The following is a 16,945-nucleotide window of genomic DNA, read 5'->3' on the forward strand; positions in this document are numbered from 1 at the left end:
CGTCTAAATGACAATATCTTCCATTTCTTCGTCATCACTCTTGCTTGAGGAAGATAGAATGTAGTTACTGAGTTGTTCAATGGTAATCCCTCGTAGAATCTGCACCAAGGTTACATGTACGCCCAGTTCTGCTTCGATGTGGTTGCAAAGTTCGATGGCAATAATAGAGTCGACACCAAAGTCGGTTAACGGTGTTTGTACTTCTACTTGTTGTGTATCTAGTTCAATTGTTGTTGCAATTTTTGCCTGTAAATATTTACAAAGAAAACTATTTTGGTCTGGCGCATGGTTCATTTGAGCGAGAAGCTGTGAATGTACAGGATCCGTTTTTTCTACAGAGTCACTTGTTTTGATTAGATCTACTTGCAATTTTTTTATTGTGGCGATGAGCTTGTGCTGTTTGTCGTACACATGCATATCCATATGCAAACTATTCGATTTTTTTATATATACCCCATGACACCACAACGAGTTTTGTAGTGCGGATACCTTTTCTATTTTTTGCACACCGCGTGGAAATATATGCGTGTTATCTTCCACAACGGCAAGTAAACTGACAAAACAGTTTTCCCATAATACGGTGTTAAGTAGGGCGTCTTGTGCTTGTGATAAATTTACATCGGCAATGAGTTCACTCTCATTGTAGTAAACGGATTGAATTCCTCGAATACTCGTACCATGAGTGATATTTGATGTGCCCATTTTGTGGTAGAATTCTTCATGGCTGATGGAATGGAGACAACCGTCTTTGATTTTTTGTGAGTCGAATGATGGTGAATCATCTTGTACATTGATAGTTTTTTGTGACGGTGTCTGCAAGTTTGGATGCAAATTTTTCGCGGAGATACGCAATTCATTTAGCCATGGCAAATTTTCCAGAACAGTGTTTAAATCTAAGCCAAAGTCTACCTGACATGCAATTTCATTTACGCCGATGTCGCATAGTTGCTGCAAAAATTGCATGCATTTTTGCGCAGGTCCAAATAACGCGCGTTCTTGGGAGATTCGTTCGTATATGATTTCCATCCACTCATCTTGCTGTGCGGGAGACATTTTATCTATGTCAAAAGATTGTCCACGAGTAATCGCTAAATCGGCAATAAAACCCATATTACCTTTGATATAATCACACAAAGGTTTACGTGCCACTCTCTGTACTTTTTCTTCTGTAGCGATAAACGCTGGTAGAAGTACGGCAACTTTACTTTTTGCGACATCATGGCCGTTTTTTTGTAAGGCTTGGCGGTATAAAGCAATGTTTTTTGCCATCTCGTCCACAGATAAGGCCAACATGTGAGTAAGAACGTGGGCACCTATTTCACCAGCGCGGCGGAATGTCTGGGGATTTTTGGCAGCTGTGATCCATATGGGCAATTCTTTTTGCACAGGAGTAGGATAGGTACGAACGTCAATGTTGTCTCCTTGACCATTTTTTACCGTGATCGATTCACCACGCCACAGTTTTTGTACTTTTGCCAAACCTCGGAATGTTTCTTCGTGGCGGTTAGGGTATTTTTCCGGATAAAAGCTAAAATCATTTGGATGCCAACCAAAAGCAGCTGATATTTCTGCGCGACCTTGAGATAGGCAGTCAACCATTGCCCACTCTTCGGCTATGCGTAGCGGATTGTGTAGAGCAACAACCACACTACCTGAGCGTAGACGTATATTTTGGGTATTTTGTGCGAGTGCGGCACACATTACCGCGGGGTTGGGGTAAATGCAACCTAACGGTTGAAAATGACGTTCGGGTACCCATATTCCCGAAAATTCGTTGGCATCGGCGAACTGAGAAACTTGTATGGTGAAGTCGTAGATATTTTGTGCTTGAGGGTTTTCTCCACGCGAAAAGAATATGATACTAAATTCCATTTTCTTCCCCTAATGAAATTTGACCGTGTGCATGCAGTTGCCAATCGTCGTTATCAATACTATATATAGAAAATGAAGTTTCGTGAAGAACAGCTTGTAGTGTTTTGTTTTCATTTTTTGATAAAAATAATATTTTGTCGTATCGCATATTTTGTATATCAATGGATTTTTGGTGAATCTGTCGTGCCGCGGCAGTAATTATTTCTATATAGACACCAGCGGAGACAAATATATTTTTTTGCATTTTCTGTTGATGGATAAACTCTTCTTTTGCCGAGATTTGTACTTCCCAGACGTAATGTTGTGGTAAATGAGGATAGGCTGGCAAACGTTTACTGGGAAAACCTGCGAGGAGCATATTCGTGTCAGAAGACACCTCATTGTTCTTGGGAATCCAATAACTGTTGCGTGCAAATGGGTACGTGGGTAGAGAAATTTTCCATGGTTTTTGCTCGGGATACAGAGATTGCCAGTCTATGTTGTGCCCTTGCACCCAAGACTTTGCGATTTCATGTAGTGATTTTTGTGGTGTATTGTTTGGCATAATGTCGCGTTGTTGAATTTTACCGTAGAAAATATCTTGGTGCTGTTGAGGATAGTGTTGTAATCGTTTTTGTAATTGTTGGACATTGCTGGCGACAATTGCCAAACGAAAGTCCATTTCTTCGCGACCGATTTGTAAAGAATATAAGGCACTAGGAAAATGTGTTATTTTGTTTTTCTGAATATATGTGCGCCAGCTAAATACGTACTCTTCGAGTTGCTGTTCATTTTTTGCCGACAGTATAAAGATCGTGGGATATGCCTCTGCCAGTTGTATGGGGAATTTTTCATATTCTTCTATAACAGCATGTGAATTGTTCCCGGTAATACCAAAAGAACTAACGCCCGCTATACGCCTTTCGCTTTCCCAATGAATCACTTCGCGGTTTATGAGAAAAGGAGTCTGTTCCATTTGAAGGAGAGGATTGGGGTTACGATAACCATACATTACCGGGATTTTTTTATGTTGCATTGATAACACTACTTTTATGACTCCTGCCAGCCCTGCGGCGGCTTCGAGATGTCCTATTTGTGATTTAATCGAACCGATATGGCAAAATTGTTTGCTACTTGTTTGTTGTGTAAAAGATTGTGTCAATGCTTGGATTTCGATAGGGTCTCCGAGTTTTGTTCCAGTACCATGGGCTTCTATAAAACTAGCGTCTTTAAAAGAAAGCTGCGCATCTTGCCATGCTTCTACAATGACGTTTGTTTGAAGTTTAGGACGCGGTGCAAATATACTCTGTGATTTTCCCGTATGATTGATGGCAACACCTTTAATAATCGCATGAATATTGTCACGGTCACGCACGGCGTTGGCGAGAGGTTTTAACAGTAATGCCGCAACACCTTCACCGGGAACATAGCCATCTGCCACGTCGCTAAAAGTATGACAGCGTCCACTGGCAGAGTAAGCTCCCATTTGACAGTAAGCATTATAACGCAAAGGACTGAGAATGAGATTTGTTGCGGCAACAAAAGCCAAAGAACATTTACCACGTCTTAGATCTTGTACGGCTAAATAAATAGCACCTAAAGAAGAAGCACAGGCATTGTCTACTGGCATGCATGGCCCCTGGAGATCGAAGATATGCGACACACGACCAGATAGCATATAGTTCATACTACTTGTATATTCATACGAGGAGTTTATAGCGATATTACGGCGTGCAATTTCATCCCAGTAATCGCGACTAAATGTTCCGACATAGACTCCGGTGTTACTTCCACGAATTTTTTTTGCATATCCTGCATCTTCTATCGATGCGTATATCGTTTCCAGTAATATACGCAATTGCGGGTCCATCCACACCGCTTCTTTGGGAGAAATTCCGAAAAACAGGGGATCGAATTTGTCGACATCATCTATAAATCCGCCCCATTTACAATACATCTTATTGGGTAATTTTTGTGGGGAAAACCACTGATCTATATCCCAGCGACTTTTTGGCACTTCACGAATAACATCACATTGTGTGATGATGTTATCCCAGAATTGTTGTATATTTTTGGCCATGGGGAATTTCCCTGACATTCCAATAATCGCAATGTCTTTATCTACAGCCACCTCTGAGATTGTTTGCTCCTCTTTGGAAACTACACCAATATTTGTAAGATTGTCTACTTGGTCTACTAGAAAACTGGAAAAATTATTTTTGTGCTCACGGTACAGAAACGCGGAAAGTTCAGCAATTGTTTCGCATTGAAAAAATATAGTGGGAGAAAGTTGTATATTGGCTTGATTTTCAATAGCTTTGGCCAACAGTCTTTTTTTTATCCCCATCTCGGAGATATTGACATTCCAGTCCATATGTGATGTTTCTTGGGGAAGCAAACGTGTAATCTCTTGTATTACATACTGCTCAATTTTTTTTTGTAGTGTATGTTTTTCATCGGACATGGTTAGCTTTCTTTAGATGTGCAATCTGTATATATGCCTTACTAAAACATTATTTTTATTATATGTGTTTCCTTTTTGTTTTTCAAATGTTTTTATTTTGAGTGATGGCATAGGAATGGGTAAACAGAGCACTTTATCGTAAAGATTCATAGTGTGATTACTTTTTGGTAATGGTGATGGTTTTGGTGTTCTTATCTAGTGATAATTTAATGATGTGATGTAGCTCATCTTCTTTGAGGATTTTCTTGATGAGTTTGGTTATGGAACCTTGCCAATTTCGCGAAAGAATATTCATGGTATTGTTACTATCGCGATAATCAATGTCCATGTCGTTAAAGCGTGTGGTTAGGGATAGTTTAATTTCGCGCCACAAGCTACGGTCATCTATTTTAAATAAAATAGTGGTTCCTTTGGCAAGGAGAACTATTTTGTGTTTTTCTATTGCGACACTCCACTGTGGTAGTGGTTTTTTTATCGCTTTGGCGATGGCTTTTGTTTTGTTTTTGCTCCAAATCGCAATAGCAGCTCCCTTCTCAAGTTCCCATTCGCTTATGATACGCCACTTATTACGTCGACATAAGCTAAGTACTTTGGTGAAGTCTTGTTCCGAAGGTGAATTGGTGAATTGTAGCAAAGTATAGTTGTACTTGGGTAGTTTGCGTGGACGGACGACTATTCTGTTGGCATCGGTCTTAATATCTCCGTAGCGGTCAAGACGACTTTCTATATTTTCGACAAATAGGTTTACTTTTTCCGGGTCGATTTTCGTGGTGATGGTTTTGGCGTTTTTTACCAGTTCGACATTGGGAGATTCGAGGGAAATGATATCTTCTACCAGCCAATAAAATGGCTGGTAGTCCGAATCTACTTCTATCAGGATTTGTTGCAGATTTAATTGTTCCTCTACATTGTTTTCCACTGGCTGTGAAAAATCACGTGTTTCTACTAGAACCCCTTGAGGAAGAGGTTTTTGGTTGGTAACACAAGATACCAGTATTATCGTTAGGAGGAACAAATATTTTCTCATCTTTTTCTCTTTGCTCTTTTGATGTTTAGTATGGGAGCGATATGCCCTGTGGAGCGTGCGTTCATGATGTTTAACTTGAGTGCTAGATAGGCTTTACCTTCGGGAGTAAGTTGTTGTGGATTTAATTTTTCTGGCTTTTGTAGGGCATAGTATTCGCCATTTTTTTCAACAACAACGGTGTCTTCTACAGGCCAGTTCGGGTTTGTAATAAGGTCTTTTGATACTTGTTTGGCAAAACTGTAGAATTTAAGATCTTTTTCGGTAAGTTTTAAAATTTGCTCCATTAACTCGTCTTCAACGATTACCACTGAGCGCGTTAAAGTCAGCGTCAGGGTTTTTGCCTGATAGCGAAACGCTGATAACGGTACATCTTCGTACTTGTATCCGTTGTATTCTTTCACGAGAATCAAATCGCGTGTATTGTTTTTATGAACCAATACAGTACTAAGTGCCTTGTTGTCGGTAACTCCTAGAAACCTTGGGCTACGAACTTGAGAGCCACGCGTGATTTTTTTGTTTGTCAGAAAAGCAACACGTGCATTACCAAAACTCGATTTGGGAATGGCTGTATTTCCTGTAGGATCGGAGGTATACTTTTCCTGTTCTATTAGAGATTGGGTGTTACCGTTGGTACTAGTGCTGTCGTTGCCTTTATTATTACTACAACTACAAATGAGAAATACTAGGCCAAATAGAAAAAAATTGATTTTGTACATGATAAACTCTCTAAAAATTTTCAGGTAAAATAATAATTCCGGCTTGGTGTGCATCAGCTAATATTTTGCGTACGGTGTCTTCGGTTTGTCCGCTAAGTTTGATAGCATCGGGCAAACTTATTTGATCATGCACGACTTTGAATGCAAAGAGTAACGGATCAGTAGCTACATGAAAAAACACACGCTGTTCTTGTGGATGACGGATAAGAAAAAGCATTTGCGGTTGCTCTTTTAAATACTCTTTTTCTATTATCCATGGATCTTTGCGTTTTTTATTGCGCCAGTAGTAAATAAATGTGCCAATTGGATAGCGAAAATCCATGATGGATAAAGTAGGATTTAACACCGGCGTTTCTATTTCGTGAGGTTTGGGAGTTATTAGTTCGCTACAATACACGACCACTTCTTCCCATTCGAATTGCGCCAATTCAATGTAGAACTCTTCACCAGCAAACATTTTTTCTTCGCGCACTTTTTTGGCGATGAAATCGACAAATGATTTTGAAGTGTCGTTCAATTGCCATCCGGTTGCAGGATAATTTTTGAAGTACTCATCGCGTAAACCTTGCCATATTTCTTTTTTGACCAAACGTCGCAACATCACGAAATTTTTGGCAAGCGTTTTTGTTACATGATTGCGAACAAATCTTTGATATATTTCAAGACGTTTTTCACTGGTGCCAAAAAATTCTTTCATTTCTTCTGGTGTTTTTTCACCTCGTAACAGTGAGTGCATCATGCGCATGGTTTCTTCTAAAGTGGGCATTTCTACACTTCTACCTCCAGAGCGCGTGTTCCCGCTGCGCGAACGAGCTTATTTTCTGCAATAAGATCGTCTAATGGCGGAATTTCAAAATCTCTTTCGATAATGGTTGTCACGGGACCGGTGTGTCTTATCGAGTATTCGTAAAGTTTGAACACTTCATCGATAATGTCAGCTCCATGAGTATCTATGATGAATTCACCTTCGTCAAAATGCCCAGCGATGTGGTATTGCAAAACTCTTTCACGAGGAATGGCATCGATATATTTTTTGGGATCGTAACCATGATTTGTGGCATTGACAAAAACATTGTTGACGTCAAGAAGTATACCGCAGTCGGCTTTTTCAACTATTTCAAGAAGAAAATCAATTTCCGACATTTCCGCTCCTGGCATTTCCACATAGTAGCTGGGATTTTCTACTAAAAAGGGTAAACCTGCCATATCCTGTACCTGTTTAATACGTGGAACTACATGATTTACTGCTTCTTTGCTAAACGGAAGTGGGATAAGATCGTGGTACTCTACGCCGAAAGCGGAAGAGTAACTCAAGTGGTCGGAAAAATAGGGTGTTTCAATAAATTTTACTAACTTGATGAGTTCTTGTAAGTATTCCTCGTTTAAAGGATCTGGCCCACCTATAGACATACTCACTCCATGGGCAACTAGTGGAAAATGCTCTTTGGCTTTTGCCAAAATATCATGTTCTTTACCACCCAGTTTCATGAAGTTTTCCGAAGTAATTTCCAAAACATCAATGCCATCGTTGTTGTCGAAGATTTCGCCGAAATGTTTTCGACGCAAACCTATGCCAAATCCCATATTACGGATTTTGTTGTCGATTGTGTGAAAGTAGTTTGTCATGATAAAACCTCGGAGGAAAATTGCAAAACAGTTTCCAAAATAAAGATTTTTTGGAAACTGTTTGAAAAAAAGGATATACTAAATATAGTAGTATAGCTTAGTTGATGATGTGAGTATTACTTGTCGCCGCCGCAAGAAGAGTCGCCAGACTTGTCGCCGCCGCAAGAAGCGTCGCCGTCTTTGTCGCCACCGCAAGAGTGTTCACCGTCTTTTTCACCACCACAAGAATGTTCACCAGCTTTGTCACCACCACAAGAACTTTGTGTATGACCAGCATCGTCAGTAGCAGCACCAGAACAACAGCCAGCACCAGTTAGAGAAAGACCAGCTAGAGAAAGACCAACAGCTAGTGTACCAACAGATAATTTTTTCTTAATATTCATAGTTTATATCCTACATAAATAAGTTGATTGATTGATGTGTAACGAAACTCTCTATTAGTCGTAGAGAATTTCTTAAACTTACAAAAAAACAAAATAAAAGTATAAGTAGTAATATTAACTTGGAAATACATTCATGTCAATTCTTATTTAGGTATAAAATATGAAGCATTATAGTAAAAAGGTATCGATAAAATCAGACCAACCGCGCGACTATTTTGCCATTACCCAACAAGTATCATTTGTTGTTAGTGAGAGTGAAATACAAGACGGTTTGGTTTTTTGCTATTCGAATAGTAACAGCACGAGTTTATTTATACATATTGAAGATAAAAAATTACTACAAGACATTGACGATTGTTTACACAAATTAGCCCCCGAAAAACCATATAGCCAGTACACTTTCAATGTAAATCGCACCGATGCGGCAGCGCATATTAAGAGTATGCTACTTGGGCGACAAGTATGTGTTTCGTTAAGTGGTGGACAGCTAGATCTCGACGAAGATGATCATATCATGTTCGCCGATTTCGATGGGGGACGCGAAAAGAACATTTTGGTGAAGGTGATTGGTTGTTAGGATATCACCCTGACCGTAGTCGTAGTCGTCACGGTGACGACTACGGTGACGACTACGGTGACGGCTACGGATTTCCCGCAATCTCTTCTATTTCTTTGTATTTCCCCACAACTTACGCATATCATAAAGAACGCTGTAGAAACAAGGAACAAATACCAGAATGAGTACGGTAGATGCGAGTAATCCAAAAACTAGGCTGATGGCTAGTGGGATTAGGACTTGGGCTTGTAAACTTTTTTCCATGAGCAGCGGAATGAGCCCGGCAATCGTGGTCATGGATGTTAGGAGAATGGCGCGGAAGCGTTCTTGGCTTGCTGTGACAGCGGCATTTACAATATCTCCACTTTGGCGGTAGTTGTTTTTAATAAATTCCACTAACAAAATAGAGTCGTTGACAACAACCCCGGCCAAGGATACAAAGCCGATCATACTCGGCATACTCAAACTATATCCCATCAAAAAATGTCCCCACATGACGCCGATAAAGGCCATCGGAATCGCGAGCATGACAATAAAGGGTTCCAAATAGCTCTTGAATTGGAAACTCAGGATGATAAATACGCCTAGTAAACCAATTAGAAAACCACGTTGCAAACTATTTTCTGTTTCGGCACTTTCTTTTTCTTCTCCCGAAAAACTTAACATGACACCAGGAAATTTTTTGTTGAGTTGTGGTATAAAGTCTTTGCGAATTTTCTTGGTGATTTCCCCAGAAGTCACAATGCTCGTATCCAGATCTCCTTGTACGCTGACAGTCAATAAACCGTCGATTCTACTCAATTTGGCAAATCCACGTGTGTATTTGACATCGGCGACTGTTTGTAGTGGAATGCGCGTACCATCGTGGATGATGTAAAAGTTATCAATATCGTTAAAGTTTTGTTGCGTAGCTAAACGTACGTCAATTTCGAATGAATTTCTCCCTATAAAAATTTCATCGACGACACTACCTTGGAATGCGGCACGTAGTTGTTGCGCAACATTTTGACCTTCGATGCCTAATGAAGTGGCACCTGGTCGCAATTGGATTTGTATTTCTGGTTTTCCTGGACGTAAGTCGTCGGTTAGGTCTTGTACACCTTTAAATTTATTTAACCAATTCTGCAAGAAAATAGAAGCTTGCTTTAATGTGTTTAGATTTTGCCCTTGTAAACGAACATCAATCGCAAGACCTGCGGGACCAATACTTGGTTCGGTAAATTTCAAACTAGAAATTCCAGTAACAGCCCCTACTTTTTTTCTCCAAGTATTTAATATATCGTCAATTTTCGCACTGCGTATTTCGGCATTGAGAAGGTCAACAACTACCGTAGCGATATGTGCTCCTTTTTCTTTCACATCGGCGTTTTTATTGTATTGAATACTGACGTTGCGAATGAGAGACTTTGCTCCTGGTTGTGGAAAAAATTGCTGCTCTACTTTCGACAAAGCGTTGGTAATTTGCTGCACTACTTTTTCTGTTTGTGATAATGAACTTCCTTGGGGTAAGAGTATTCGTGCCTCGACAACATCTCCGTCGATTTCAGGAAAGGCTTGAAATTTTAAATATCCACCAAAAAGTAGGCTCAATGAAAATAAAAATACCATGACGGTGCAGCCAATAAACAAGTAATTAAATTTTACCGCAAATTTAACGACGGTATGCAGAACTTTTGTTTTCAAAAAATCGAGAAAAGAATCTAGTCGCTGACGTAAACGATTTCTCTTACTATTGTTCATATTATGCAGCGCATGAGAGAGGTGATTGGGTAAAATAAAAAAAGCTTCGATTAAACTTACACTCAAAACCAAAATGAGAATAACTGGCATGACACGCATGACTTTACCAATATTTCCCTGCATGAAACATATTGGACCAAAGATGCACACGGTAGTTAAAAAGGAAGAAAAAACTCCAATGGTCACTTGTGCAGTACCGTCTATTGTTGCATTGATCGCATTTTTTCCTTTTTGTAAATGCGAAGCGACATTTTCGGAAATGACAATGGCGTCGTCCATTAAAAGTCCTAGTGCGAGAAGCAAACCGACCATGGTGATCATGTTGATAGAATAATCGATAAAGGGTAGAAAGAACAAGGCTCCGAGGAAAGAAACCGGAAGACCCATCACCACCCAAAAAGAAAAGCGAAAGTTAAAAAATAGCCACATGGTGAAAAAAACAAGAAGCATTCCTTGCCAACCGTTTTTTAGTAGCATCTGTAAGCGATCTTTGACGATGGATGATGTGTCTTGTGTAATAATAAAGCGAACACCAGGAGGGGTTTTTTCGTTTTTGATAAACTTTTTGATTGATGCGACAACATCTAAAGAGTCTTCTGATTTGGTTTTGTTGATTTGCAATATACCAGCACGTTGTCCCTCAAATTGATGAGTTTTGGCGTCGAAATTGCCAAAAATGGCTTTGTCTTCGTCTTTTTCAAAAGTTTGGGTAATTTGCGCAATGTCGCCTAGCAAAACTTCGCCGCCATTTTCGCCCAAGATGACAATCGATGAAAATTGCTGGGTTGTGTAATTCTGTCCTTGAAAGCGCAGCAAGATTTCACTGCGGTTTGTTTCCATGGTACCTGCGGGTAAGTTGAAATTTTGCCGTGAGATGGTATCACTAATATTTTTAAGACTAACGCCATACTTTACTAGCGCTCCACGAGGTATTTCGATGCGTATTTGATGGTCAGAAAATCCCAGGACATCTACTTTGGATACTTTTGGAAGACGACGAATTTTCTCTTTAAGAATTTCGCAGTAGTATTTGAGGTCATTGGCGGACATCGGACCTGTTACCGCGAGTGATAGTACTCTGTCAGCACGATTGAGTTCTTTTACAATAGGTGTTTCCGCATCTTCGGGTAGATCGTTGAGAGCATCAATTTCATTTTTGATATCATCGACAAATACACGGAAATCAGCGCCCTCTACCATTTTTACCGTTACAGAAGCGTTTCCCTCTAGTGCTTCTGATTTTATTTCATCTACATAGTTAATACCTTCTAAGGCATCTTCTATTTCACGACAAACTGATTCTTCGACTTCTTGTGGCGTTGCCCCTGGGTAAATGACTTGAATTTGTACTTGGTCGGCAGAAAAATCAGGTAAGGTCTCGCGACGTAGTTGTGGTAGAGTGGAAATACCAAGTACCAGAAGGAAAACCATTAATAAATTTGCAGCGGTAGGATGTGAAGCGAAGTAGCGAATCATTTTTGTTCTCCTTTCACACCGCATTCACGCAAAATTTCCTTGTGCAGCTCACTATTTTCTGTAGGGGCAATTAACATGCCAGCGACTGCTGGTGTAATATCCGAAACAATAACGCGTTGCTGTGTGAGTGTTTTGTCCTTTACAATGGCAAAGTCTCCTTGGGTAAAGGCGACCGTAACTTTGCGCTTGCGCAGCCGATTGTCTTTGTCAACGATGTATACTTTATGGTCGCGAATAGCCATTCGCGGTATAACTAGACAGTCTTTTTTGGGTTGACCGCGGAGTTCTACTTCACAGAACATTCCCTTGGTTAAAGGTGGCCGAACACCTGGCTTTGCTAATGCGTAAGGTTTATCTAAGGCGACTATGATGCCAATCATACGGCTACGCTCGTCTATTTCGGAATTGATACGACTGAAGTATGCTTCGTCCCACTTAATGGAGAAGTTTCCCATGGTGAAACGAATGGTTGGCTTTATTTTAAATCGTTGGCGTATTTGCTGAACACCTGGAGTGGTTTTTATCTTACGCCCTGGAGGAAGCATGTGGCGGAATTTATCAATGGAAAACATTGCCAAAATTTCAGAAACATCTGTGCCGTAAGCTTCGATGAGGACCGACCCTGTTTGTGCAAATTGACCAAGTTCGACATCTACACGATCAATGCGGCAGTCGAAGGGAACGCGAATGACACTATTTTTCAAGTCGAGTTGTGCCGCAGCAAGTTTGGCTTTGTTGAGTTCAATTTGTGCTTTCAAAATTTCTCTTTGTGAGGGAATAATGTCCAGGGAACTTTGAGTGTTTTGCACCTTGGACTGCTGAGCGAGGTATTCTCTTTCTGCTTTATCTAAGTTGGCAAAAGCTTCAGCGCGATTTTGTATGACAAGTTTTTTAATGCGGTCGCGTTCTTTTTCTAAAATGGCCAGTGTATTTTTTTCTATTTTGAGTGAAACAACTAAATTTTTCTCTTCGATGTCGAGTTTTTTGATTTCTGCCGTGGTGCTGCTAATACTGGCTCCAATTTCGGTGATTTGTAGTTTTATTCTTTGTTGATCAATTACAATAACTTGTGTGCCGCGTTTCAGAAAATTTCCCTTGGTCAAACTTTTGTGCATTTTTACGACTTTGCCGCTGACTTCGGCGATGGCCTTCCATATATTTTTCGGCTGTGCTGTTCCGTAGCCAATGACTCTAGGCTCAACATCCATGGGCTTTACGGTGATAACAGCAGCAGGGGTAACAACCTCCTTGTTTTCTATTGTTTGTGGTTGTTTTGCATTCTTACCCATCCATACCAATACGGCAATCCCAATGGCAATAGGCGGAATAATTAACAAGCGCGGGTTGAATATTTTTAGCAATTTTTTCACGCCAAAACTCCTTTTATATGTATTTACGAAACATGTCTTCTAGTGATTGTTGTTGACGATCGAGGCTATCAATGAATTGAATTTGACGTTTTACGCGATCAAGGTTGTGTAGAGGATAGTTGATTTTAAAATATTTATCTCCTTCGAGATAGTCGGTGAGAAAGCGAAATGCAAGTTCACAAGCAATGGTTTTGCATGAGTAAATGAGGTATTTTTTTTCTTGAGGTGTTAAAAAATGCACGGCTTCTTCTATGTACCCTTCCAGGAGAGTGGCGAAATAATCGCTGCGAAAAACAAATTTTCCACATTCCTTGTGGCAAGTGGCACTACGCGCTAAATCTCCAAAGTCGTAAATGGAAAAGCCAGGCATTACCAGATCCAGGTCGACGATACATACGGCTTGGTGCGATTCACGATCAAACAAAACATTGTTGACTTTTGTGTCGTTATGTACGACCTTCAATGGTAGTGATTGTTCAAATTCGTTGACCTTTTTGCAGAAATCTTCATATTGCAAAAGTTTTTGTACAAAATCTTTTACGCTAGAGTAGCGTTGGTGGTCATCAGCAAGGACGGCATCTTTGAGTTGTGCAAAACGTTTGGCAATATTGTGAAATTGTGGAATGACGACATGTAGTTTTTCGACAGGGAAATCTAGAAGCATTTTTTGAAAAATGGCAAAGGATTTTGCTACCTCTTTCCCTTGAAAAACATTGCTTATGTTTTCGTAGCAAACGCTATTTTCAATAAAGTTATACATGCGCCAGCAGTTATGTTGTGGATCTTGGTAAAAATTTTCTCCTGTGTTTGTGGGAATAATTGTCAAAACGCGCCGTTGGGCACTTTGTGGCGAAATTTTTTGCCATTTTTTTTGTAGAAAAGATGTGACAAGTGAAATATTTTCCATGACCTTATGCGGGGCAGGAAAAACATGTTGATTTATTTTTTGCAGTAAGTATCTGCGATGTTTAGTTTTACAAACATAGGTGTCGTGGATATTCCCACTGCCGTGAAGCATACCTTCGCTACACAAACCTTGTGTTTTAAATTGATTACATATTTTTATTATCGATACATTATTCATGGACAAATTTGCAACAAAGAAATTTTTATGATATTATTAGGGTGCACTATTTTATTATAGAAAAAATAATGGTATTCAGATAGGTAAAACTATCTTTTCTTAAATTCTTTTTAAGGTGCATACCTTGAGAAAATTTACACTATTAATGATTTGTGTGTGTATTATGATTATTGTTCCCATCATAATTGTAATTTTTGGGTTGGTTCTCACTCATAAAAATGCAATTGTGATGGAGGAGCGTGTTTTAGCCCCTGAAGGTTGGAGTATTGAAAAAGTTGCTTTTCAATATGCTCCGGTTTTGTTTCAAGCCGTAAATGAAGAAAAACCACGTTGGGATTATATATGCCGCGTTGATTTCGATGGGGATTGGGACGCCCTGAACAATAGCAATAACATACAAGCCAAAAATGCAATGTTCGATATCGCCCTATATTATTCTGTGATCGAAAGTAAAACTCATTTTTACATCACGTACAGTATATTTCACGCCCTAGATTGGGGATTTAGTGGTGGTGCTGTTCGCAAGTGGTATGAAAATGACATGAAAAACCTTCAGGTCGTTGTGAAAAAAAATCATAGTGATAGTATGGACGGCGAAATTGTTTTATTAACTTTACAAGATGGTGAAGACATCCGCGTTTATAATATCCAAGGATATTCTTTTCGCCGTACAAAACAAAGTTTTGCCGATGGGCAAGTCGATTTTTTAAACGACGCCGGTGAAAAAGACAAAGCGGGTACTCATGCTGCCATTTTTGTAGAAAAAGGTCGTCATAATCTGCAAGCAATTACTGTCAGCGATATACGATTGATGAAAAGCGGTGATGGGTATGTCGTCCGCGATGGCGTTACGTACTTACCATCAATGAACAAAAAGGGTGAAATTCCCGGTAACAAAATAAAATTGCGTTATGCGTTATTCGATACATCCAAATTACTATGGGAAAGAAATGCCGAAAATCCCGATGAATTGTACTCTTTTTTTGATCCTGAGCGCTTTCACTATGCGGATGAGTACGTCCATGTATCGAGTATTCCCATGTACTTTAACGGCAAACAATTAGATGGTTACGAAGCCAACACTTTAAACCCCAATGTTTTACCATTTTTATTTGGAAAAGGGAGCAAGAAACTCCCAAAAGGAATGCTATTCTTTAATCCAATACAAGCATATAACACGCTTTACGATTTACCAGGTTGTTCCTTGGTGTATAGATACCATCCATTTGCCAAAATAGAGTAAAATTTAGAGCCTCCGGGCTCTAAATTTTGTTCATCCCTTCCCCTAAATTTTCGCCCGTGTACAACGATTCTTCCCCTTGCTATCTAAAACAATTTTTAGTTGCTTGTTTGTAGCACCTTTGATATTATATGCCACCTCATCTTGTAAATATTTAACGTTTACTCTCAAGTTTTCGCACAAATATCAAAATTTAGCTAATCTCATTTTGACTTTTTTGCAAAATAACCCCTGTCTAACTCTTTACCAAAAAAGTTAAAAATATGGTTGCGATAAGAGGATCAAATATGAATGATCTTGTTTTTTTTGCAAGGGATATCCAGGCAATTTTTCCACTGTACCCAGTATTTGCAATTACAGGAGGAAATTTTGTTATCAAAAGAAAATTCACCTACAAGGTATTTAAAGAATATCATCCCGAAGTTCCAGCTCTTTACTACAATAAAATGGCATACTCACTTTCAGCAGGATACAGAGCTGTGCACAATGCAGATGCCATTTTTGCAGCGTACCCACATCGTAAAATATTGCCAAAGCTAAAAGCAAAAAAATTTATGCTTTTTCATGGCACCTATATGCAACTCAATGAAACAATTTTGCAAACCCTTAAGCATTTCGATCATTATTTCCTAGTTGGTCCAAGAATGAATAAAGTTTTTATGAAGTTGCAGGGAAAATATAATTTTTCTTTCTCTCAGACAGGGTTTCTTCCTTTCGTAAATTATCCGATAAAAAGTGAGAAAAATACACAAAGTATTCTATCTCGAATAGGCTTGGATCCTTCTCAAAAAACCATACTATACGCCACGACAGGTCTTCCTTTCAGCTCTCTTGAAATTTGTTTCGAAAGAATTCTCAAAGAAATACCGGCAGAGTTTAACTTGATCATTAGGCCTCATCCCGGACAAGTGTTGGACATGAGTAAAAATAGGAAATTCTCGAATAAGCTGAATTCTGCTATTGCCAACCGTAAAAACACTTTTTTAGATTCTATGAACCTGATGGTGGGAGAAGCACTTTCTGTGAGCGACTTACTGATCACAGATGTAAATTGTGTTACCGAAGAGTCGTTGTTTTATGATATCCCTCTTATCATTATTGAAGATGGACGCACGGAAGAAAATTTCAGCCAATTACTTAAGCAACTTGCGATGGACCAAGAAGAAATAGATCAATTTGTAAAGATATATGAAGCCGGCCCTAGATACATACAGAAGAATATTAAACACTGGTCAGATGTGGTATACGATGCTCTTGAACGCGCAGATAAATACAAAACACTACGCTCGCAAATTTTTCAATATATTTTTGGTTCGCGAGACCAACTTGCTGCACAACGTGTCGCAGAACAAGTAAAAGAACTTCTGTAATAATCAGTAAATAGCTGTAAATAAAACTTGAAAGGTCAACAA

Annotated in this window: 13 protein-coding genes; 3 read left to right on the forward strand and 10 right to left on the reverse strand. The window is 39.4% G+C overall.

Annotated features, from left to right (window positions below; all coding sequences use genetic code 11):
- Positions 1-3: 3 nt before the first annotated feature.
- From UABAM_RS19760 to UABAM_RS19790, 7 genes are all read right to left on the reverse strand, one after another.
- Positions 4-1,872, reverse strand: coding sequence for a MupA/Atu3671 family FMN-dependent luciferase-like monooxygenase (locus UABAM_RS19760; RefSeq protein WP_151969721.1), 1,869 nt, complete (start codon positions 1,870-1,872; stop codon positions 4-6).
- Positions 1,862-4,315, reverse strand: coding sequence for a beta-ketoacyl synthase N-terminal-like domain-containing protein (locus UABAM_RS19765; RefSeq protein ID WP_151969722.1), 2,454 nt, complete (start codon positions 4,313-4,315; stop codon positions 1,862-1,864). The genes UABAM_RS19760 and UABAM_RS19765 overlap by 11 nt, the downstream gene beginning before the upstream one ends.
- 157 nt (positions 4,316-4,472) lie before the next feature.
- Positions 4,473-5,342 (reverse strand): hypothetical protein, encoded by an 870-nt coding sequence (locus UABAM_RS19770; protein WP_151969723.1) that lies wholly within the window; start codon positions 5,340-5,342, stop codon positions 4,473-4,475.
- Entirely contained in the window at positions 5,339-6,058 is a 720-nt protein-coding gene (locus tag UABAM_RS19775) for a hypothetical protein (protein WP_151969724.1), read from the reverse strand. The genes UABAM_RS19770 and UABAM_RS19775 overlap by 4 nt, the downstream gene beginning before the upstream one ends.
- Positions 6,059-6,068: 10 nt before the next feature.
- Positions 6,069-6,824: an HvfC/BufC family peptide modification chaperone gene (locus tag UABAM_RS19780; protein ID WP_151969725.1), complete on the reverse strand. Its 756-nt coding sequence runs from the start codon at positions 6,822-6,824 to the stop codon at positions 6,069-6,071.
- A 2-nt stretch (positions 6,825-6,826) separates the two neighbouring features.
- Complete coding sequence (gene bufB / locus UABAM_RS19785; protein WP_151969726.1) at positions 6,827-7,684, reverse strand: MNIO family bufferin maturase; 858 nt, start codon at positions 7,682-7,684, stop codon at positions 6,827-6,829.
- A gap of 116 nt (positions 7,685-7,800) precedes the next feature.
- On the reverse strand, positions 7,801-8,067 hold the full coding sequence (locus UABAM_RS19790) for a hypothetical protein (protein WP_151969727.1): 267 nt from the start codon (positions 8,065-8,067) through the stop codon (positions 7,801-7,803).
- Between the two features lie 160 nt (positions 8,068-8,227).
- On the opposite strand from UABAM_RS19790, the gene UABAM_RS19795 reads away from it, so the two are divergent.
- Entirely contained in the window at positions 8,228-8,644 is a 417-nt protein-coding gene (locus UABAM_RS19795) for a secondary thiamine-phosphate synthase enzyme YjbQ (protein ID WP_151969728.1), read from the forward strand.
- An 87-nt stretch (positions 8,645-8,731) separates the two neighbouring features.
- Here the strand turns inward: UABAM_RS19795 and UABAM_RS19800 are convergent, their stop codons facing one another.
- Genes UABAM_RS19800 through UABAM_RS19810 form a run of 3 tightly spaced genes read right to left on the reverse strand, consistent with a single transcriptional unit; the run spans position 8,732 to position 14,293 of the window.
- Positions 8,732-11,839, reverse strand: coding sequence for an efflux RND transporter permease subunit (locus UABAM_RS19800; RefSeq protein WP_173013438.1), 3,108 nt, complete (start codon positions 11,837-11,839; stop codon positions 8,732-8,734).
- Positions 11,836-13,209, reverse strand: a complete 1,374-nt coding sequence (locus UABAM_RS19805) for an efflux RND transporter periplasmic adaptor subunit (RefSeq protein ID WP_151969730.1) — start codon at positions 13,207-13,209, stop codon at positions 11,836-11,838. Before UABAM_RS19805 ends, UABAM_RS19800 begins: the two co-directional genes overlap by 4 nt.
- 13 nt (positions 13,210-13,222) lie before the next feature.
- Entirely contained in the window at positions 13,223-14,293 is a 1,071-nt protein-coding gene (locus UABAM_RS19810; protein ID WP_151969731.1) for a phosphotransferase enzyme family protein, read from the reverse strand.
- A 124-nt stretch (positions 14,294-14,417) separates the two neighbouring features.
- Between UABAM_RS19810 and UABAM_RS19815 the strand changes: the two genes are divergently transcribed.
- Entirely contained in the window at positions 14,418-15,536 is a 1,119-nt protein-coding gene (locus UABAM_RS19815) for a hypothetical protein (protein ID WP_151969732.1), read from the forward strand.
- Between the two features lie 284 nt (positions 15,537-15,820).
- Positions 15,821-16,903, forward strand: a complete 1,083-nt coding sequence (locus UABAM_RS19820) for a hypothetical protein (RefSeq protein ID WP_151969733.1) — start codon at positions 15,821-15,823, stop codon at positions 16,901-16,903.
- The last annotated feature ends 42 nt before the right edge of the window (positions 16,904-16,945 follow it).

The sequence above is a fragment of the Candidatus Uabimicrobium amorphum genome (assembly GCF_009002475.1).
GTDB lineage: Bacteria > Planctomycetota > Uabimicrobiia > Uabimicrobiales > Uabimicrobiaceae > Uabimicrobium > Uabimicrobium amorphum.

Coding starts and splice junctions, on each gene's coding strand:
- UABAM_RS19780 (WP_151969725.1), bottom strand. CDS start 6,824: ATGCCCACTTTAGAAGAAACCATGCGCATGATGCACTCACTGTTACGA.
- UABAM_RS19790 (WP_151969727.1), bottom strand. CDS start 8,067: ATGAATATTAAGAAAAAATTATCTGTTGGTACACTAGCTGTTGGTCTT.
- UABAM_RS19760 (WP_151969721.1), bottom strand. CDS start 1,872: ATGGAATTTAGTATCATATTCTTTTCGCGTGGAGAAAACCCTCAAGCA.
- UABAM_RS19775 (WP_151969724.1), bottom strand. CDS start 6,058: ATGTACAAAATCAATTTTTTTCTATTTGGCCTAGTATTTCTCATTTGT.
- UABAM_RS19795 (WP_151969728.1), top strand. CDS start 8,228: ATGAAGCATTATAGTAAAAAGGTATCGATAAAATCAGACCAACCGCGC.
- UABAM_RS19800 (WP_173013438.1), bottom strand. CDS start 11,839: ATGATTCGCTACTTCGCTTCACATCCTACCGCTGCAAATTTATTAATG.
- UABAM_RS19810 (WP_151969731.1), bottom strand. CDS start 14,293: ATGAATAATGTATCGATAATAAAAATATGTAATCAATTTAAAACACAA.
- bufB (WP_151969726.1), bottom strand. CDS start 7,684: ATGACAAACTACTTTCACACAATCGACAACAAAATCCGTAATATGGGA.
- UABAM_RS19770 (WP_151969723.1), bottom strand. CDS start 5,342: ATGAGAAAATATTTGTTCCTCCTAACGATAATACTGGTATCTTGTGTT.
- UABAM_RS19820 (WP_151969733.1), top strand. CDS start 15,821: ATGAATGATCTTGTTTTTTTTGCAAGGGATATCCAGGCAATTTTTCCA.
- UABAM_RS19765 (WP_151969722.1), bottom strand. CDS start 4,315: ATGTCCGATGAAAAACATACACTACAAAAAAAAATTGAGCAGTATGTA.